The sequence below is a fragment of the Microcoleus sp. Pol7_A1 genome (assembly GCF_036701085.1).
Classification (GTDB): Bacteria; Cyanobacteriota; Cyanobacteriia; order Cyanobacteriales; family Microcoleaceae; genus Microcoleus; species Microcoleus asticus.
On the sequence record NZ_JAUBQD010000065.1, the window covers coordinates 15,995 to 36,197 of the forward strand.

Genomic DNA, 20,203 nt, shown 5'->3' on the forward strand with positions numbered 1-20,203 from the left:
GATAATTCGAGTATATGCTTAGGTTGCACCCTACAATTTGAGTTAATTATAAGCGGTAATGTGCGCATTTCGCGCCAAGTTAGAGTTACTTATACTGCTCTAACAAGGCAAGCGAATAGTAAACAAACTGCCTTTGCCCAACTCTGATTTTACCTCTATCGTACCGCGGTGAGCTTCGACTATTTGGCGGCAGAGGTGCAGTCCCAAACCTGTACCGGATTTCTTGTGAGTTCCCGGGCCAAACCTTTCAAATAACTTTGCTTTTTCGGTGGGAGAAATGCCGGCGCCGGTGTCTTGGATTTCTATGATTACCCATGCCAGCGGTTGGTTTTTGAAGCTAGTATAAGCAGGTGAATTCGCAGCTTTTAAGCGGACATCTATTGAGCCGCTGTCGGTGAATTTAATCGCATTTCCGATTAAATTTGTTAGCAAGCGGTGCAGCTCCAGACGATCGCCCGGATACTTCGCAATCGGAGCACTTTCTGCACTTTCGGTCAAGTCTAAATTTACGGACAAACCTTTAGCATCGGCTAGGGGAGCTAGTTCTTCAGCTACTTCATTAATGAGCTGGCGCAAGTCCACGGGAGCGAAACTTAGGGATTTGCGGCCTGCTTCGTAGCGGTAGACTTCCAGCAACATATTTACCATCGCGATCAGGTTTTGGTTGCTGCGAACCATCGTCCCGAAAGCGTCGCGCATGGGAAGGGAAATTTCTCCCAAAGCTCCCTGCTGCATCAAACTTAGCATTCGATCGGCTGCTACGAGGGGCGTCCGCAAGTCGTGAGCGAGCCTGGAGACAAAATCTTCGCGCTGGAGGGCGATCGAATTGCGCTCGTCTACGCTGTGTTTTAGCCGCAGGAGCGATCGTACCCTCGCCAGCAGTTCGTCCATTTCGACTGGTTTGCGGATGAAATCGTCTGCTCCCATGTCCAATCCCTGGACTACGCTCGCACTGTCGTGAGCCGTGATCAGCAAAATCGGGATAAAGGGCAATTCCTTATTTTGTCTGATTCGCTTGGTGACTTCGTAACCGTCCATCCCGGGCATCATCACGTCTAGCAGTACCAAATCCGGGGCTGACTTGTCAATTTGGCTCAAGGCGGAAAAGCCGTTTTCTGCCGTGCTAATTTCGTAACCTTCTTCTTCCAGGATTGTCTGCACCAACAAAACATTATCTGGTGCGTCATCTACTACCAGAATCCGATCGGCTTTTGTGGCATTTGGAACAGATAAATAAGTCATTTAATTGTTAGCCTGGAAATAAATACTAACTTTAATCGTGCATCGGATTTATGTTTTCACATTTTTCCACTTGTTAACTCTGTCATAAGGAAGATATAAAAAAATATGTAATCTTTTTACATTTTGTCGCTCGGATGTGATATCATATCGTACTTTATTGTCATAGTATGAACCCCGTCCCAATCCTCGGGCGGAGGTATTTCCAAATACCTGAGGGAGCGCTCGATGTGAACTTCCACAGGTCGATCGCTAGGTCGTATCGCTAAAGCCGCTTCAAAACAACTAATAGCTTTATGAAAATTTCTAGCAATATAAGCATCCCTACCGTTGCTGTAAAGTTCCAAAAACCGAACGGTTTCCCCATCAATGGGTTCAGAAGTATTTTGCAGCAACTCGTAAATACCCACCGGCTGATTTTGGCCCTTAACCCGCACCTTGTCCAACTCTCGCACCCAAATCCCTTCGCGGCACAAACTGTATGTAAATTCGCTCAAAATGATATCGCAGCCGTACTCTTTTGTAAGCTGTTCCAATCGCGAGCTCAAATTCACCGCATCCCCGATTACCGTGTAATCCATCCGCTTTTGGGAACCAATATTTCCCGAAACCACTTCTCCAGAACTAATCCCAATTCCGAAACGAAACGGATCTTCGCCGGGGCGAGAATCATTAAACTCTTTCAAACGCCTGCGCATATCTAAAGCCGACTGCACCGCCATCCAACCGTGACTTTCGGGAGGGTTCAGCGGCAGGGGCGCGCCGAACACGGCCATTAAAGCATCGCCGATAAACTTGTCTAAAGTTCCTTCGTGATGGAAAACGGCCTCCACCATCGTCTCAAAATACTCGTTCAGCAGCGATACCACCTCCGACGCTCCCAGATTTTCGGTGAGTGTGGTGTAGCCGCGAATGTCGGAAAATAAAATAGTAACTTCTTTGCGTTCGCCTACCATCAGGGCGCCTTCACCCAAAGCCATCACTTTATCTACGACTCCAGGAGTCAGGTAGCGGTACATCGTATTTTTCATCCGCTTTTCGCGGCTGATGTCTTCGAGTACCACTAAACCGCCGCGCACCCCGCCTTCTGGATTGATCAGCGGGTTGACAGTCAAATTCAAACTGCGTTCAATTACTTTAATTCGAGAGGCCGGGAGGGGCAGCGGACAATAAGGGTGATACCGGGCTGCATTGGGCAGCGAAAATAAAGATTGGGAATTAGCTAATTCTGCCAGCGCTACTTCTTCAGTCCAGGCGCTGTTTTCGCCCCAAGCGTAATATAAATTCGGGTCAGTGCGATCGGGCACAGCCAAAATGTAAGTTTCTTCTCCTATTTCTTCTTCTGTTTTTGCTGCTGCTGTTTCTGCGGAACAACAGGTTTTTTCCACCAACAGTCCCACTGTTAAACTTTGTTCGGGAACGTAATGTCTGGCAGCATTGTGGAGACTGTCTTCAAGTCGAAATTGCAAATTATCGATCGGCACAACTTCCCAAACATAGCGGTCGATCAGTTTTTCTTCCCAAATCTGGGGATTGTGTTTGCTTTTAGCTTGATTTACCGGACAGCCCAACAATTCCAGCGCCGCTTCGTTAATCGTTACAACTCGCCCCTGTAAATCCGTGGAAATTACTGCATCGGAAAGACTTTGCAGCATATCTTTTTGATACTGCTTTTCCACCATCACGTTCTGAAACAGTTGAGAATTTTGCAGCGCCATTCCTGCTTGGGAATTAAAAGCTCGCAAAAACTCTTCGTCGGAAGTGGTGAAAGTACCTTGGTTCTTATTAATTAGCTGAGTCACCCCGATCAGCTCACCTTTAGCGTTATGCACCGGCATACACAAGACAGTCCGAGTGCGGTATCCGGTTTGCTGGTCTGTAGAGGGGTCAAAGCGGGGATCGTCGTAAGCATCTGTAATATTTAGAGGTTGACCGGTCGAAGCCACGTAACCAGCAATTCCTTTATTAGCAGGAATGCGGATTTCCACCATCGTTTTGCCGTCGGCCTTGGCGACTTTTGTCCAGAGTTCGTTGGTTTCCCTATTTAACAAAAATAGCGTGCTGCGATCGGCCTGCATCAAGTCGCGAGCTTGATCCATGACAGCGCGCAAAGTTGTTTCCAAGTCAAGACTTTGACCCAAAGTCGTCGTCGCTCTCAACAGTGCGGCAACCCCTCGCTGGTTGCGGGCCACGACGTAGAAAGACTGACAGCTTTCGAGAATAATCCCGATCGAATCTGCAAAAGCCTGGAACTGCTCTTCGTCTTCCTCGCTAAAGGGGACATTGCCAGCTTTATTTAACAGTCTGACCACCGCTACGGGTTCGTGTTGGCTCTTGCTGCTAAAAATCGGCATACAGAGAATGGTCTCGATCTGGTAGCCCGGTGGTTCGTCTACTTCGGAATTAAAATGCTCGTGCGATCGAGCCGACGCGACATTTATCGATTTTCCGGTTGTTGCTACGTAGCCTAAAATGCCTGCATCCATCGGCAAACGAACTTCTAAATCTTCGCCAAGTGCATCGACTGTTTTGTGCCACAGTTGATTTTTGTTGGAGTCAACCAAAAAAATTGTTGTCCGGTCTGCTTGCAGAATTTGACCAATTTTGACAGTGAAGGCATCTAACAGTTGCTCTAAGAGAGTTTCGAGTGCTTCATTGTTAATCAGGTCCATCGCCCGGATAAATTGCTGAAATTCAGCCGTGATAAAGTCCAGCAGGCACACTAATTCAGGAACTGGCAGGCTCTTAACACGGGAGGTCAATGCCCCCATAAAATTGACTTGAGTCAGTGTAGCCAGAACGCTACCAGCATTGGAGAATGTCATGATTAACTGCTTTCTCAGAGGGGTAGACTGACCCGCAGGTCGATCGGCGCTTGATTCTGCTGCGGTACAAACGATTTAAGTTGTTTGGAAACGCGCCGACAGTCACTTGTCGCTTTGATGAATCGTGAGCTCAACAGTGGCGCAGGCAACTTCTGTTTTTGTTACATATGCTCGATCAATCTTTTTTACAACCTCGATAATGATGAGGGTTAGTCAATTAAAGCTGAACTTGAGTTCGGAACACTGCTAGCCTGAAAATTAGCTCCCAAGCTTTCGTTCGATCGAGAGTGCAATGTGGATTTGACCCTCTGTGCTCGGCTGCTGCGCGGTGTGACTGTTTTAGCGCACTCGGCGACCGTATCCGGTTAGGTGAAGGGCGCTATGAAATCAGCGCGCAAGGCATTCCTACAGAGCTACTCATAGTTTAATGGTAAACGCAACACCACGATAACTACGGTAATTTATGCAGCAAAAAAGTTATATCGCTCTTTGAGGAGATCCGTCCTCGCTACCCACTGACGATCGAACAGCGAAGCTAAACAGTCGGTGAGGTTTAAAGGTGCTACAGATGCTGACATTTAGGCCGCTCTGGGCATGGACTCGGCAAATACCACTGATTGATAGTAGCGCTGCAGTTGTGCGGTGGCGGCTGCCCAACCCCAGCGTTCGGCTTCTCGGCGAGCGTTTTGGCGCAGGGTTTCCCGTTCTTCGGGATTCGCAAACAGACGCTGGGTGGCGGTCAGAGATCCTCCTTCGTCGGCGGGGTCAAATAAATATCCGTTAACACCGTCGGTGACGATATCGGGAATTCCGCCGCTGCGCGCCGCCACTACGGGCGTCCCCGCAGCCATTGCTTCGAGGAGCACTAAGCCCAGGGTTTCGGTGCGGGAGGGAAAAATGAAGGCGTCGGCCGATGCGTAAGCTGTGGCGAGTTCTTGCCCCTTGAGGTAGCCGACAAAATTAGTGGGGGTGCCGGCAAAATATTGTTCGAGGGTTTGGCGGTGCGGGCCGTCTCCGACTAGGGCGAGGCGGGCGTCGGGAATCGCTGCGAGGACTGGTTTGATGCGTTCGATTTCTTTTTCTGCACCGAGGCGGCCGACGTACAGCAGCAGGGGACTGTCGGGGTTATTTTCCGAAAGGCGCGATCGCATTTCTCGACTTGCCAATTCCGGGACAAACATTTCAGTATCTACGCCCCGCTGCCACAAATCTACCCGATCTATCCCGTGGGTTCTCAATTCCTCCACCATTGCTGTAGAAGTGCAGAGATTCAATTCTGCTTGGTTGTGAGCTCCTTTGAGCAATTCCCACAATAAAGGTTCGAGGACTCCAAAACCGTAATGGTGCAAATATTTCGGCAAATGGGTGTGGTAAGAAGCCAAAATCGGAATGTTCAACTTTTTGCCGTAATATATACCGCCCAATCCCAAAATAGCGGGATTGACAACGTGAATAATATCCGGTTTAAACTGCTGTAATTGGCGACCCACAGCCGGAGAAGGAAGTGCCATTTTCAGTTCCGGGTACATCGGCAAAGGCAAACCCTCCACACCGTAAACTCGGGCGCCTTTGTATTCTTTAATCCCGTAATCTGGAGAAAATATCAGAACTTGTTCGCCCGCGCGCTGCAATTGATCTACAGTGTGAATCAATCTGGTGACAATGCCGTCTATTTTCGGCAGAAAAGTTTCAGTAAAAAGAGCTATTTTCATAAAAGTAAGTTACTTAGAGAGCCGATAATCCTAGCCTCTGGGAGATGTCGGGGTCGATGACAGGATACACTGTCTCACAAGGAGTCAGTAATTGCGTGCTATCGCCTCCGTTATATTGACGCTGTTGCTGTACGAATTGGGAAATATCCTCAATTTTAACAATCCATTCTCGCGCGTAACTAGCTAAAACACTGCCGCGCAAACCGAGTTGAATTGCCCGCCGATCCATTTTCGATCCATTTGGGTGATGGTCCGGGTCCCATTGCAGCCGTACAGCCGAATTTTTAACAGCTTGTTGCCATTCTTTTTCGCTTCCATACACTGCTGGAACGAAATTAGAATGGACAGCCGATGCTAAAATTTCGTCAAAAGCCGATCGCTTCAGCCAAATAGCCAGAATTACTTCTTGTCCGGGTTTTGTTCCCCATTCCGATCGATACATCATCCACAGAAAATTGGGCTTAATCCAACTCATGCGATTCAGACTAAATTCCCCACCGAAATAACCTTGTTCTGCTGCAAAAAGACCGATCGCCGGACGGTAAGCTTGGTACACTACAACGGTATTTTCGTCAAATTGTGCCAGAATGTGACGACCTGTTTTCGGCCATTTACTTGCCTGGTTTAAGTATGGTTCGGTTCGCAGATTCATTGCCACTAATTACGATCGATATTTTTCTAAAGATAAGGTACAAACTCCGTAAATTCCGATAGATACAATTATCCCACCTAAAAGTAATCCCACACCTTCGGGAAAGCAATTAATTCTGTGAATTTCCTGTGCAGATTTAGCAATTAAGATTTCCTTTTACCCAGCAGAAGGCACTTAGCTAACGGGCGCGGTAATTTTGATTACTCGCCGTTAGTGCAGCCCATTCCGGTATTAAATAATAAGCACAAACTGCACTAGCTGAAAATCCGGGCAGAACAATCAAAAGCAACAGAATAAGAATTCGACTTTTCACGGCTTTATTCCCAAAAAGCCAGCAGTAAAAACCTTATGCCATTTTTCAATTAAGCGCAGAGGACGCAGAGAACACAGAGCAAAAGATAAAAAAGATAGATATGAAAAAAGTAATCTACACCGAAATTGATTCAGAACTTGCAAACATTTCTCCTCTCTTCCCTTTTTTTATCTTACTTCGCGCCCTTCGCGCCTTCGCGGTTCGTTAAAAAATCTCTTACCCCGCAGGTAGATACCAGAACTTACTTCCAAGAAACCTTCGGCAAAATCTGATTTTTATCGACGCGGTGCTGATATTTTGTGGCAAAATTCAGCAGAGAATCGAGCAGGGAATCTGAGAGGTAGTGCGGTTGCAAGCCGAGGTCTAGCAAGTTGGTGTTTTTGGCATTGAAATAATGTTCTTCCTTCTCGACTCTGGGATTTTCGATGTTGTTGATTTCTACTTTTAATCCCATTGCCGTGCCTGCTTTTTGCACCAATGAGGCTAAGTCGCCGACGCTGAATAGTTCGGTGAATTGGTTGAAGACTCGGAATTGTCCGGCTTCGGCGGGGTTGGCGATCGCCAATTCCACGCACCGCACGGTATCCCGAATGTCTAAGAAACTGCGGGTTTGTCCGCCTGTTCCGTAAACTGTCAGAGGATGACCGATCGCAGCTTGGATGCAAAATCTGTTCAATGCTGTACCGAATACTCCGTCGTAGTCCAAACGGTTGATCAACAGTTCGTCCATGCCGGTTTCATCTGTGAGCACGCCGTAGACTACGCCCTGATTTAAGTCGGTGGCTCTTAAACCCCAGATTTTGCAAGCAAAATGGATGTTGTGGGAGTCGTGGACTTTTGACAGGTGGTAGAAACTGCCTGGTTGTTTGGGATAGGGCAGTGTATCCTTGCGGCCGTTGTGTTCGATCGTGATGTAGCCTTCTTCAATATCAATATTCGGCGTGCCGTATTCGCCCATTGTCCCCAATTTCACAAGGTGACAGTCGGGGAAATCTTCGCGGATGGCGTACAGCAGGTTGAGTGTCCCGACGACGTTATTGACTTGGGTGAGGACTGCGTGTTCGCGATCGATCATTGAGAAGGGGGCAGAACGCTGTTCGCCAAAATGGACGATCGCCTCTGGTGCAAATTTTCTCATGCTTTTGCTGAGAAAATCGTAGTTGGTGATGTCACCGACGAACAAGTCGATCGACTTGCCCGTTAAATCTTGCCATCGCTGGAGTCGTTGCTGAATCGGTGCGATGGGAGTGAGGGTGTCGCTGCACAGTTCCAGATCCCAGTGCCGCCGCACGAAGCTGTCGAGGATGCCAACTTCGTAACCCTTGTTAGAAAGGTAGAGTGCGGTTGCCCAACCGCAATAGCCATCGCCACCAATAACCAGGACTTTCATAAATCAACGGTGAATCTTGCTTGCCAATACTGGGTTAATGTACCAGGTAATGGTACATTCTGAACCTTTAATCAAGCGTGTTCGCCCAGGAGGGACTCTGTTTTTTTGGATTAAACCGGAATTTCGTCGGCGAAACTGGCCCGGCGGGTGAATTCAAAGGGGCCGGCCTGGGCTCCCCAGACGTGGGCGTCGGTTTCTGGGTCGCGTCCGCGATCGTGGCTAATAAATTTGTCTTGGTCAATCTCGAATTCGCTGTCTAGATAAGTTTTTTTGCCCTTTCTGACCACGGCACAGCCTTTTCCGGGTTCGACAAACCCTTTGAAGCTGTTGCCCGTCCACTGCGTAATAAAGGTGCAGCCCGGGAGCAGTGTCAGTTGTGCTTTTTTGATTTCTTGCAGCCGTTGCGGGTCGCGGGAAGCGCCGTAGAATTGTTCTTCGTTTTCTATGGCATAATTTTCGATGTCGATTCGATCGCCCACCGGGACTAATTTTAAAACTCGGACTCGGTACGGTACATTCAGTTCAATATCGTAGGCTTGTTCTAGGTACAAGCTGAGCCCATCCAGAACTTCGACGGGCAAAGGTCTCATGCAGACGCGGATGTGGGCGAAAAAGGGTGGATTTTCAAAGGCTTGGGCTTGGTTGCTGAAGTCGGCGGCCATCCAGCGGCCGAGGGTAATGATATCGGTGGAATGAGTCATTTCGATTTTGGATTTTGGATTTTGGATTTTAGATTGAGGGGAGTAGAAGTTATTTTAAGGGAAATTAAGACGCGATCGCTATTAGATCCCCGACTTCTTAAAGAAGTCGGGGATCTGGGTATTTAGGCGGGCTGACTTAACTTCTCTGGCAATCGGCTATAAATATTTATAGAAATGGATTGCAAAATTACCATGAAACTAGAACCAGTCGAATTTAGGACGATCCAAGCTGTGGGTTATGACGAAACAACTTCCACCTTGGAAATTATTTTGAATAGCGACCAGACATATCGATACTTTGAAGTCCCTAAGACTGTCTACTTGGAATTGATGGAATCTGACTCAAAAGGTAGTTATATACGTTCTGAAATCATTCATTGCTATCCCTACGAACTGGTGGCGATAAGTAAGGCATTAATATCTTCTCATCCTCAATGCGAATAAACCTCAGATTTAGCGTTACTCTCAAGATATTGCTGATAAGCTGCCTCATCTCCTCCAAACGAGTCGATCGAAATACGAGCACTTGAGACTGGCCTTTCTAGGACTAGGTTTAGGTGCGTACTGACAATAACAGACAGCAATCAAATCGTATTTGCTTCCTGGTGCCTCCGTTGGGTATTGTTCCACCCTGACAACTTCCCAATCTCCGACTCGATAGTGAGTATCGCTATGGAGGGAATTGCGGATCGTCGAACTCTTCAATTCGGTAAAACTCGTAGGGACGATTCCCGGGTTGAGGTAGAGGTTCTTCAGAGGAATCGTAATACTCGCAGAGAAGATCAGTTGTTGCCCCAGTGTGAGCCAACATTCTATTTTCCCAGCCTTCTGCTGACATCGATTGAGCCTTAAAAATGATATATTTCCGCATAATTAATCTTCATCCTCGTCTTCTAGATAATTGGGGAAGCGAGCGATTTTAGATTTTAGATTTTAGATTGAAGCATTAACCAAATTACTTTTTTTCTAATATAAAATTAGGAAATTATAGCATCAAGTTTAATGAAATAAAAAAATATTTGCGCCGTCAATCCAGAGATTTAATCAGAGATTTTTGGCGCAAATACTTTGTCTAACTGATACTTTTGCCAGAGATTAAATACTCTGGTTCAGACATCTAAATTAGCAAATTAGATGAGTTTGACAGCCCGCAGACCAAACATCAGCACTGTCGCCAAGCCGATCGCGCCGCCAAAAATCCCAAAATAAGTTATTGCTCCGCTAAGAGTCATTGCAATTTCTCCAAAACAATCAATAAAAAGACCTATAAGAACTATAATCTAAAATCTAATATCTAAATTAGATAAATATGCAATCGATAATTAAAGTTGACTTGGGGCCACAATCTTACAATGTTTGCGTGCGATCGGGCGGTTTAGACGAACTCGGCAGTCTGATGGGCGATCTAAGTTTGGGCAAAAAAGTGCTGCTGGTGTCGAATCAGTCGATTTTTCGGCAGTACGGCGAAAGAGCAACAGCAGCCCTCGAATCGGCCGGTCTGGAAGTCGGTAGCTGCATTTTACCACCGGGAGAACAGTACAAAACTTTAAATTCGGTACAGAAGATTTACGGTGCGGCTTTGGAAAACCGTTTAGAACGTTCCTCGACAATGGTGGCTTTGGGCGGCGGGGTTGTGGGCGATATGACGGGTTTTGCTGCGGCGACTTGGCTGCGGGGAATTAATGTCGTGCAAGTTCCGACTTCGCTGCTGGCGATGGTTGATGCTTCTATTGGCGGCAAAACGGGGGTAAATCATCCTTTGGGGAAGAATTTAATCGGGGCTTTTCACCAGCCGCGCTTGGTTTTGATTGACCCGGATGTACTCAAAACTCTGCCGGCCAGGGAGTTTCGTTCGGCGATGGCGGAAGTCATCAAGTACGGGGTGATTTGGGATGCCGAACTTTTTGGGAAGTTGGAGAATTGCAAGCGTTTGGATCAAATGCGCTATGTGAAGGCGGATTTGTTGGCAGAAATTTTGAGTAGGTCTTGCCAAGCTAAGGCTGAGGTGGTCAGCAAAGACGAGAAGGAATCGGGTTTGCGGGCGATTTTGAATTACGGGCACACCATCGGTCATGCTGTGGAAAGTTTGACCAATTACAAGGTGATCAATCACGGGGAAGGAGTGGCCATCGGCATGGCTGCCTCAAGCCGATTGGCTGTGGAGTTGGGAATGTGGGATGCTGAGTGCGATCGCCGCCAGTCTGCTTTGATTGAAAAAGCGGGTTTACCTGCCAAATTGCCGGCTGGTTTAGATGTTGAGGAAATTTTGCATACTTTGCAACTGGATAAGAAGGTGCAGGATGGCAAGGTGCGGTTTGTGCTGCCGGTGCGCTTGGGTGAGGCTGCTGTGAGCGATCGGGTGGATGGGGATTTGATTATACAAGTTTTGAAGGAAATGCTTTAAATTCTCGTTTTTGGGGGTGTTTAACCGCCGCTGAACACTGATTAACGCCGATCGCCTATGGTGTTTTTTGTTTCAATGTCCGATCGGCGGTTGAGTTTAGGAGTCGCTCGACGCCGAATTCATTTCCTCCAAAATTTTATCGACTCTGTTTGCGGCTTGAGTTCTGCCTTGCTTGATAAATAACTCCTTAGCTTTTTTGAGGCTGGCTACTGCCTCCGCTTGGTTTTCCTTGTCTCCTTGCTGGTACAAACCGACTCCTAAATTGTTTAAAGCATCGGGATATTGATCGTTAATTTTAACGGCTTGTCTCCACTGAACAATTGCCTCGGGCAACTGCCCCTGACTTGCCATCGCTACGCCTAAATCGTTGTGAGCTTTGGCGTGTTGCGGGTTGACTTCAATTGCTTTTTGGAATAGAACGATCGCATCGCTCATTTTACCTTGCCCCGACAGCATACTTCCCAACTTGTAATAAGCATCCGCTTGTTTGGGATAGCGAGCGATTAGTTGCCGGTACAAAGCTTCGGCATTGACCACATTTCCTTGACCGTAAAGGTCGTTGGCAGTTCTCAAACCCACCGTGTAGCCCTTACCTACAACTTCGCACTTTTTCTCGGAGTTGCCTTGCTGCTTGCAAATCCTGAGTTCGTCTCCCTTCATCTCGTAGGATAGAACTTCCCGAACAGCAGGGCCTCGGCGCGGTGGCTGCAAGTTCTGCGACTGCAAGTTTTGCGAGATTTGCAGGGCGATTGTCTCAGCTTGTGCCGGTTGGGCCGCTGCGGCATTGCAGATTCCTGCACCCACCAAAATGCTTGGGGCAATCCACCTCAAAGGTTTGAACAAGCGAAACTCTCGATCGTTTTTCATGTCTTTTGTGGAAACGTGTTGTTGATATCCTGGGTTTCACTAGCGCCGCAAGAGTCGGAGCAGAGGGCGGGCCCACCAGATGAAATAGTTTGAGTTATTAACAGTCGAGATATTTTAGCACTGTGTAGCCGAGTTTGAGTTAAATTAGAGTAGAATTCCGATCTATTCTCAGTCAACCTTAGCAGGAAAATAGAAATGGGGCAGTCTATTCTTACCATGCTCTTTGCGCTCATCGTCGGCTACGCTGTTAACTCCAGCGTCAAAATAGTCAGTGGTGGCGACGAAGCTTTAGTGGAACGTTTGGGTCAATACAAGCGCACCCTCAAGCCAGGATTCCACTTTATCAGTCCCCTGGTCGAAAAAGTCGTCTGCGTGGACACAAGCCGTGAAAGAGTTTTAGACATTAAACCTCAGTCAGCAATCACGGGAGATAATGTGGCTCTAGAAGTCGATGCCGTTGTGTATTGGCGGGTTGTGAATTTACAGAAAGCTTATTATGGAATCGATCAAATTGAAAATGCGATCGCCAACTTAGTTTTAACGACGTTTCGCGCTGAAATTGGTCGATTGCCAATGCAAGACATCTTGGGTTCCCGAGATGACATGAATAAAAAGTTACTCAAGAAGTTGGACGAAGCTACAGAAACTTGGGGTGTCAAAGTAATTCGGGTGGAAATTCAAAGCATTACACCTCCGAAAAGGGTGCAAGAAGCTATGGAATTGGAGCGCGCTACTAAGAGCGAGTGGCAAGCAATGGTCAATAAAGCGATCGGCACTAAGGAGTACATGAGGCTCTTAGTTGAAGCTTTAGATTCCCATCCGAATAGTAAGCAAGTTTTGAATTACTTAGTAACCGAAAAATACTTAGACGCTCAACAAAAATTGGGTGAAAGCGACAATGCCAAAATTCTGTTTATGGACCCGAGAAATATGTCAGAGGCCCTCAACAATTTGATGGAGTCTATCCCTGATGTCCCTCCGGGAGATGGCGGCGGGGAAATGAAAGTTATCGATACTCAAACTACTCAAGACTGATATCGGAAGATGGCGTCGGCTACCTGAGAGACATCGCGCATTTCTCTGACATCGTGAACGCGCAATATATCTGCTGAATTTGCGATCGCACCTGTACAAGCCGCCGCTGTCCCCCAAATTCTTTGTTTCGCTTCTGGCTGATTCAAAATGTGACCGATGAAGCTTTTGCGCGATACTCCGACTAAAATTGGACAGTTTAAAACACGGAATTTGCGCAACTCGCGCAGAATTGCCAAGTTTTGACTGTAATTCTTAGCGAAGCCAATACCGGGGTCGAGAATAATTTGAGATTTGTCAATCCCCGCAGCAACTGCCGCCACAATTCTACTCTCTAAAAATTCCCTAATTTCCCCAATTAAATCGCTATAATCGGTAAGTTTTTGCATCGTCTGGGGATTCCCCCGAATGTGCATCAAAATTATTGGAACTTTTAACTTAGCAACTGTTGACAGCATTTCCGAGTCAAAAGTAGCTCCCGAAATATCGTTAATTATATCCGCTCCCGCCTCAACCGCAGCTTTCGCAACCCGCCCTCTGGTAGTATCGACCGAAATAGGAACTGAGCCAAAAATATCGGCTTTTTGCCGCAGTATATGTACGAGAGGTATAACGCGATCGATCTCCTCTGAAGAGGATATTTCCGGCGCACCGGGCCGAGTAGATTGACCGCCAATATCAATAATATCTACCCCCGATTTTACCATATTTTCCGCTTGCAATAAAGCAGATTCTATAGTATTGAAATCTCCGCCGTCGCTAAAACTGTCAGGGGTAACATTCAAAACACCCATTAAATAAGTGCGTTTTCCCCACTCGAAAGCTTTATTTCTAATGGTTAATTTGCGATCGGTCATGAGTTATTCTAAATCGCTCTACTTGAAAATATAACAGATAACTTTTAGGGGCTGGTTGAGCAAAAAGTCTCTGCCTCTCCCTGAAGAATTTTTGTACAAAACCCGCCCTTCCCAAGGGTTTCAGAGGCGAAAATTTCGTAGAAAGTCGATCGCCCAACTATCCCAGTCAGGGCGGGTAAGAACACAAATTTAAGCAACTGCCGACAAATTTTTGGCGTTATCACCAGCCCCTACTTCAATTTTCACAACTTGTAATTGACAATTCGAGCAAAACTGGCAGCTTCCAAACTCGCACCGCCTACCAGAACCCCGTCAATCTCAGGCATGACCATAACTTCATCAATATTCTCCGGTTTAACAGAGCCGCCGTACTGAATTGGCACGCCAGGATTAGTCAATTTACTGCGAATCAAACCAATAACTCGGTTAGCTTCCTTAGTTTCGCAAGTATCGCCAGTGCCGATCGCCCAAATAGGCTCGTAAGCAATTACCAATTTCTGCTGGTCAACCCCAACCAAATCTTTTTCCAACTGAGAAAAAATGTGAGATTCAGTTTCCCCTGCATCTCGCTGCTGCTTGGTTTCGCCAACGCACAGAATCGGAATTAAATCGTATTTCTGAGCAGCTTTCAGCCGAAAATTCACCGTTTCGTCAGTTTCCCCAAAATATTGGCGCCGCTCGCTGTGCCCTACGATGACATAGCGCACACCAAGTTCACTCAGCATTGGCCCGGAAATTTCCCCAGTAAAAGCTCCCGACTCTTGCCAGTGAACGTTCTGAGCACCGAGTCTGATCCGGCTGCCGTGCAAATTTTTCGAGAGGACAGCCAAGGAAGTGAAGGGAACGCAAAGCACGACTTCCCGTTCCTCTGGGGTTTCCGTCAGGCAGGACATGAATCCTTGAAGAAACTCTAGGGATTCTGCCCTAGTTTTGTACATTTTCCAGTTGCCAGCTATAACTATGTTGCGCACTATTTCTTTAAGTCCTTGTCCTTACAACGCAATTAATAGTCTAAAGCTTTAGCGTACCTTTCGATCCCTTATTGCCCAAACTCGATGCGAGCTTGCTCCACTAAGTCAACGGTGACCACTTCGGTTTCGGCTTCGCGGGCCAAGTTCTCGATGCGGATGCGAGCTTGTCCCCGGACAAAATAGGGAATATTTTTCAGCTTCGCCTTGGCTTCTGGCGTCCATTTGAGATCGTCGGAAAATTCGGAATCGGGCATGGCGTATTGAGCGATCGACTACAAGCCTTTATTGATCTGGCTTTGATGGAAAGCCTAGATGTATTAAATTTACCACGAGTTGCGATCGGGCCACACTTTCTCACTCTGCCTTAAATTGCTTGCCTAAAATAGCGGACGCTTCTTGTAAAAGCTGATTCTGCTCTTGTCGAATTGCCTCCAACCTTGCCATGCCCAAGATAGCCTGCAAGTAACTGATGAACTCTCCATCGTGTAACACTCTAAACCTTCGTTTAGCAGCAACTCTCTCAACCGGGCGGATGGCCGGGTCGCGTCCAATCAGTAGCCTCAGACTCGTCAGGGCCTTCATACCTTAGCAATTTTTTGATAGAATTTTCACTATCCTTGGGCTTCAAATATAATGTGCATTCTCTACTCACATCTTCTTCATTAATCTGATTTTGCTGACACCATTTTCTAATAGCAACATCAGCCAACTCTTCTACTATATTCGCCTCTACTAAAGCAACTTCAGTTTCAGGAGTACATTCAATTAAATTTAGAATATGCTCAGGTGAAGGAGAGCGCAAGTTGTCTTTTTGTCCATCGTATAATACTATTTTATAGTCATCATTCTGTTTCAAAAGAATATATATAAGAATATATTCACCTGAATAATTTAAAGCACTAACCAAATCACTTTCGAGACTTTCCGCATGAGCGCGATGGAAATGTAGTTTACGAGTATGTTGATAATAACGAGAAACGTCTTTATCATCGGCATTCTCAAGAGTTAAAATTCCCTTTTTAACTTTAGTATCCGAAGCAAAATCTGGCATATTAATTAATTGGTTATCATCTGATGTTAAAACAGGCAAATCAGTTAATTTACGAGATTCTTCATGGCGTTGCATTAACTTATCCCAACGTTTACCTATATCTACAAATTCATCTTGTAATTCTTTGGTCTCTGTAAGAATTGGAATGAAAGTATATATTCTTACAGTCCGAAAATCATCCCAAAGTCTTAAAATTCTTCCGGCTCTTTGAATCGGCTCAATAGGAGTCCATGCTATGTCATAATTAACTACAACTGAGGCATCCTGCATATTAACGCCAATGCCATAATTATCAGTAGTGATAAATACATCATAAGTGTCTTCACCATTTGGAGAAGTATTATTAGCAATGGGGGCAAACTTTTCAATTGCTTTTTCTACTTTATTTAAAGTTTTTGGTTGATATTTAGTATCTTTATTTTTTTCAATCGTGCTAAATATTCTTAAAAATGGCTTTAACAATTTAATTGTTTCTTCTAAATAAGAAGCAGTAGGATAACGTTCACAAAAAATCACTAATTTTTCTTGAGGACAGTGAAAATCTATAATCTTCAGCAAATTTTGGAGTTTTTTATCTTGTTGTGGTTCGGATTTATCTAGCTTACTAATAATTGGATTTAAAACTTCTTGACGTTCTTCTTTTGAAATCAAAAATTCAGACTTCTCCAAAATAAATGCTTTTTCTCCTCCAGGGGTATCGACAACACTTTCTAAACTTTCTTTTAATGCTAAAGGAGAACTTGCCCAGGCTTTCTTGATCTGAGTAACAATATTTTTTCGATATATAGCATTAGGTATGTTTAAATCAAAATAGCCTTGAGTGATTACTGAGCTTAACTCAGATTCCAAAATTACAGGAAAAGAAATAGTAAAAAGAAGAACATCAGGAAAATATTTTTTTTGTTCTCCCAAATTGATATAACGTCCTTTTTCATCTGATTGACCATAATATTTAGCAACGTGGGGAGTTGTTAATTGGTGAGCAACAGGTAATTGTGTGAATTGACTTGATTCTTCAATTTTCCAAGCACGAGCATTATCAAAAAACTCCGGAAATAAAACATCAGGTGGGGCAGTGTGAGGTAATAAAAGAAGTTGAACATTAATATTCTCAATATCTGTGGCGTAAGGTGAACCTGTTAACAATAAAACTTTAACTCTTTCGGGGTTTCCAAATTCATTCACCACTTCATGGATTCTAGTAAATGCTTTTCTTTCTCTTCTTTTTTCAGTTTGAGAATATTTATTTCCAAATTGATCGGGATAACGCTTTCTTAACTTATGACTTTCATCAAATATTAATAAATAACGTCCTTTCCCTGAGCGGATATCCTTAATAAAATCCTCCCAACTATCCAGATCCCTGGCTTTATTTGAATCTTCTTTATCTAAAGTTTCAAGATTGAAAAAATCAGCAGATATACTAGCATCTCGCATTTCTTTACGCCAACTAGCCTTAACAGGCATAGGACAAATAATAATCACTTTATCAATAAAATCTTCTGATTTTAATTGAACCGCAATTAAAGTTCCCATCACAGTTTTACCTAGTCCTGTTGAAGCAACTAGCATTGAGCCACCATGTCCATAAATTTGGCTTAATGTTAAAGAAATCATATCCTGTTGATAAATGAGAGGCTTTTTACTATAAGTAGTTTTAACGGGTTTAATTTGCTCTAAAGTTAATATTGTTTTTAGATAAATATCCCAAGGTGTAGCCAATTCTAACCATTTCAACAAGATTTCTAGCAGGTCTTGGGTTAAATCTTGAGCATTTTTAAAATGGCCATCGAACTCCTGAATTAAAGCGATTACTTCAGATTTTTCAGTAATAATATTTCCGCCTTCGACTTGATCCAGGAGTCCTTTTCCAGTTAAATTTGAAGAGGTTTGAATAGCAGCTCTTTCATCATAAATATAAAGCTTGTTATGGTGGTCTTTTACCCTAGCATCAACAATTTCAAATTGATTAGACTGTATTTTTTTCACAAGGTCACGAACCGATTTTCTTCTATCTCTGTCTAATCCTGTTCGTAAGTCTCGCATTATTTCTTGAATTAAAGCCATTCTTGCTCGTTGTTCACCAGGATCGTCTAAGCCAACTAAAAGATAGGTTTTTTTACCTGTAGTGTAACGACGGATTAAGTTCCATCCTTTAATTGTAAAAAATCCTGTAGCAATCCGAATTTTTTGTTGAGCTTCTTGTAGCTCCTTAATAATATATTGCAATGATTTACCTGATTCAAACCAACTTGAACGTTTTTTATTGTGTTGCATAATTACTCTCCCCTAATAATATTCATTCCTTCAGCCGTCAGCCCATACAGACGCTCGTTTTCCCTATCCCCGCTCAAATTTTTATATCCATATCCCCTTGGGAATTCAATGTTTCCATAATCCTCCCTATTTGTCAACCAAACTTTCCCAAAGATTCCCCTACAAAAAAAGCTCCTGCCGTTAAGCAGGAGCCTTTTTCAACTAGACAATCAAATCAGAAATAAATTCGATCGATTAGTCTAAGTCTGGCATAGAAAGTACCGCTTCATTTTCGCGATCGATACCTCTTTCAAAGCCAGCGACAGCCGCGCGAGCGCGACCAGCGTGCCACAAGTGGCCGACTAAGAAGAAGAAACCCATCACAAAGTGGAAACAGGCCAGCCAAGAACGAGGTGACGTAAAGTTAAACGCGTTAACTTCAGTTGCCAAGCCGCCCACAGAGTTCAGAGAACCCAAAGGAGCGTGAGTCATGTACTCAGCAGCGCGGCGAGCTTGCCAAGGCTGAATGTCGTTCTTGATTTTGTTCAAGTCCAAACCGTTAGTACCGCGCAAGGGTTCCAACCAAGGGCCTTGGAAATCCCAGAAACGCATCGTTTCACCGCCGAAAATGATTTCGCCAGTAGGAGAGCGCATCAGGTATTTACCCAGACCGGTGGGGCCTTGTGCAGAACCGACGTTAGCACCCAAGCGTTGGTCGCGGATCAGGAAGGTCAAAGCTTGCGCTTGAGAAGCTTCCGGGCCCGTCGGGCCGTAGAATTCGCTGGGGTAAGCAGTGTTGTTGAACCAGACAAAGCAGCAAGCGATGAATCCCATCAGGGACAAAGCGCCCAAGCTGTAAGACAGGTAAGCTTCGCCAGACCAGATTAAGGCGCGGCGAGCCCAGCCGAAAGGCTTGGTCAAAATGTGCCAAACACCGCCAGCGATACAAATCAGGCCAAGCCAGATGTGACCGCCGATGATATCTTCCATGTTGTTGACGCTGACAATCCAGCCTTCGCCACCAAAAGGAGAGCGAACCAAGTAGCCAAAAATCACAGCCGGGTTGAGAGTGGGGTTCGTGATAATACGCACGTCGCCGCCGCCCGGAGCCCAAGTGTCGTAGACACCGCCGAAGAACATGGCCTTAGCTACTAGCAGCAGAGCGCCGCATCCCAACAGAATCAGGTGGTAGCCGATGATATTGGTCATCTGGTTCTTATCTTTCCAGTCGTAGCCGAAGAACGAAGAGTATTCTTCGAGAACTTCCGGACCGCGAACGGCGTGATAAATACCGCCCAAACCGAGAACAGCAGATGAAATCAAGTGAAGAACGCCGACTACGAAGAACGGGAAGATATCCGTTACTTCACCGCCGGGGCCGACGCCCCAACCCAAAGTAGCGATGTGGGGCATCAAAATTAAGCCCTGTTCGTACATGGGCTTTTCTGGGATAAAGTGAGCGACTTCAAACAAAGTCATTGCACCGGCCCAGAAAACGATCAAGCCAGAGTGAGCGACGTGGGCGCCCAGCAGTTTGCCAGATAGATTGATTAAACGAGCGTTGCCAGACCACCAAGCGAACCCGGAGGATTCTTGGTCGCGACCGCTTGCGTAGGAATTAGAGAGCGTTACCACCCGGTAGAACCTCCAACGATTTTAGATTTTGGATTTTGGGTTTTTTTGTTCCCTAGTAGGTCACGGTATCACCGCGCCTGCCCCGGGGAATAGGGATTTGGATTTCAATTTCAGTTTAAAAAAATTAAATTAATCTGAAATCCAAATCCAGATTTTTTTAAAGTGCGTTACCGCGAGGCAGAACTTCTTCAGGGAAGATGAAGTTTTCGTGGGGTTGGTCCGTAGGAGCCATCCAAGCACGAATGCCTTCGTTAAGCAGAATGTTCTTAGTGTAGAACGTTTCAAACTCAGGATCTTC

Annotated in this window: 17 protein-coding genes and 1 pseudogene; 3 read left to right on the plus strand and 15 right to left on the minus strand. The window is 45.5% G+C overall.

Going from position 1 to position 20,203, the window contains the following annotated elements; all coding sequences use genetic code 11:
* Positions 1-99: 99 nt before the first annotated feature.
* The 6 genes from QUA20_RS26310 to QUA20_RS26335 form a co-directional block, all read right to left on the minus strand.
* On the minus strand, positions 100-1,242 hold the full coding sequence (locus QUA20_RS26310; protein WP_333192582.1) for a hybrid sensor histidine kinase/response regulator: 1,143 nt from the start codon (positions 1,240-1,242) through the stop codon (positions 100-102).
* A 116-nt stretch (positions 1,243-1,358) separates the two neighbouring features.
* Complete coding sequence (locus tag QUA20_RS26315; protein ID WP_333192585.1) at positions 1,359-4,064, minus strand: GAF domain-containing protein; 2,706 nt, start codon at positions 4,062-4,064, stop codon at positions 1,359-1,361.
* A 578-nt stretch (positions 4,065-4,642) separates the two neighbouring features.
* Positions 4,643-5,776, minus strand: coding sequence for a glycosyltransferase (locus QUA20_RS26320; RefSeq protein WP_333192588.1), 1,134 nt, complete (start codon positions 5,774-5,776; stop codon positions 4,643-4,645).
* A gap of 13 nt (positions 5,777-5,789) precedes the next feature.
* A complete protein-coding gene (locus QUA20_RS26325) occupies positions 5,790-6,428 on the minus strand; it encodes a DUF4291 domain-containing protein (protein ID WP_333192590.1) in 639 nt (212 codons plus the stop codon).
* Positions 6,429-6,982: 554 nt separating this feature from the next.
* Complete coding sequence (locus QUA20_RS26330; protein ID WP_333192592.1) at positions 6,983-8,131, minus strand: NAD-dependent epimerase/dehydratase family protein; 1,149 nt, start codon at positions 8,129-8,131, stop codon at positions 6,983-6,985.
* Positions 8,132-8,241: 110 nt separating this feature from the next.
* Positions 8,242-8,832 carry a chromophore lyase CpcT/CpeT gene (locus QUA20_RS26335; RefSeq protein WP_333192594.1) on the minus strand — a complete coding sequence of 197 codons (591 nt, stop codon included), beginning with the start codon at positions 8,830-8,832 and terminating at the stop codon, positions 8,242-8,244.
* Between the two features lie 192 nt (positions 8,833-9,024).
* Between QUA20_RS26335 and QUA20_RS26340 the strand changes: the two genes are divergently transcribed.
* A complete protein-coding gene (locus tag QUA20_RS26340; protein WP_333192596.1) occupies positions 9,025-9,276 on the plus strand; it encodes a KTSC domain-containing protein in 252 nt (83 codons plus the stop codon).
* Positions 9,277-9,502: 226 nt separating this feature from the next.
* Here the strand turns inward: QUA20_RS26340 and QUA20_RS26345 are convergent, their stop codons facing one another.
* Positions 9,503-9,703: a hypothetical protein gene (locus QUA20_RS26345; RefSeq protein ID WP_333192598.1), complete on the minus strand. Its 201-nt coding sequence runs from the start codon at positions 9,701-9,703 to the stop codon at positions 9,503-9,505.
* 259 nt (positions 9,704-9,962) lie between these two features.
* Positions 9,963-10,064, minus strand: coding sequence for a cytochrome b6-f complex subunit PetL (gene petL / locus QUA20_RS26350; RefSeq protein WP_015175161.1), 102 nt, complete (start codon positions 10,062-10,064; stop codon positions 9,963-9,965).
* A 77-nt stretch (positions 10,065-10,141) separates the two neighbouring features.
* Between petL and aroB the strand changes: the two genes are divergently transcribed.
* Positions 10,142-11,236: a 3-dehydroquinate synthase gene (gene aroB, locus QUA20_RS26355; RefSeq protein ID WP_333192601.1), complete on the plus strand. Its 1,095-nt coding sequence runs from the start codon at positions 10,142-10,144 to the stop codon at positions 11,234-11,236.
* A 96-nt stretch (positions 11,237-11,332) separates the two neighbouring features.
* Here the strand turns inward: aroB and QUA20_RS26360 are convergent, their stop codons facing one another.
* Positions 11,333-12,103, minus strand: coding sequence for a tetratricopeptide repeat protein (locus tag QUA20_RS26360; RefSeq protein WP_172192756.1), 771 nt, complete (start codon positions 12,101-12,103; stop codon positions 11,333-11,335).
* A 195-nt stretch (positions 12,104-12,298) separates the two neighbouring features.
* Between QUA20_RS26360 and QUA20_RS26365 the strand changes: the two genes are divergently transcribed.
* Positions 12,299-13,138 carry an SPFH domain-containing protein gene (locus QUA20_RS26365; protein WP_172192758.1) on the plus strand — a complete coding sequence of 280 codons (840 nt, stop codon included), beginning with the start codon at positions 12,299-12,301 and terminating at the stop codon, positions 13,136-13,138.
* Here QUA20_RS26365 and folP read toward each other — a convergent pair.
* The 6 genes and pseudogenes from folP to QUA20_RS26395 form a co-directional block, all read right to left on the minus strand.
* Complete coding sequence (folP, locus tag QUA20_RS26370; RefSeq protein WP_333192607.1) at positions 13,129-13,992, minus strand: dihydropteroate synthase; 864 nt, start codon at positions 13,990-13,992, stop codon at positions 13,129-13,131. The two genes, QUA20_RS26365 and folP, sit on opposite strands and share 10 nt — an antisense overlap.
* A gap of 242 nt (positions 13,993-14,234) precedes the next feature.
* Complete coding sequence (tpiA, locus tag QUA20_RS26375; RefSeq protein ID WP_333192609.1) at positions 14,235-14,963, minus strand: triose-phosphate isomerase; 729 nt, start codon at positions 14,961-14,963, stop codon at positions 14,235-14,237.
* Positions 14,964-15,031: 68 nt separating this feature from the next.
* Complete coding sequence (locus QUA20_RS26380) at positions 15,032-15,217, minus strand: PCP reductase family protein (RefSeq protein WP_172192764.1); 186 nt, start codon at positions 15,215-15,217, stop codon at positions 15,032-15,034.
* Between the two features lie 266 nt (positions 15,218-15,483).
* Entirely contained in the window at positions 15,484-18,291 is a 2,808-nt protein-coding gene (locus QUA20_RS26385) for a helicase-related protein (RefSeq protein WP_333192611.1), read from the minus strand.
* 234 nt (positions 18,292-18,525) lie between these two features.
* Positions 18,526-19,905, minus strand: a complete 1,380-nt coding sequence (gene psbC / locus QUA20_RS26390; RefSeq protein ID WP_172192768.1) for a photosystem II reaction center protein CP43 — start codon at positions 19,903-19,905, stop codon at positions 18,526-18,528.
* 157 nt (positions 19,906-20,062) lie between these two features.
* Positions 20,063-20,203, minus strand: a pseudogene (locus tag QUA20_RS26395) (photosystem II D2 protein (photosystem q(a) protein)); the annotation flags it as partial.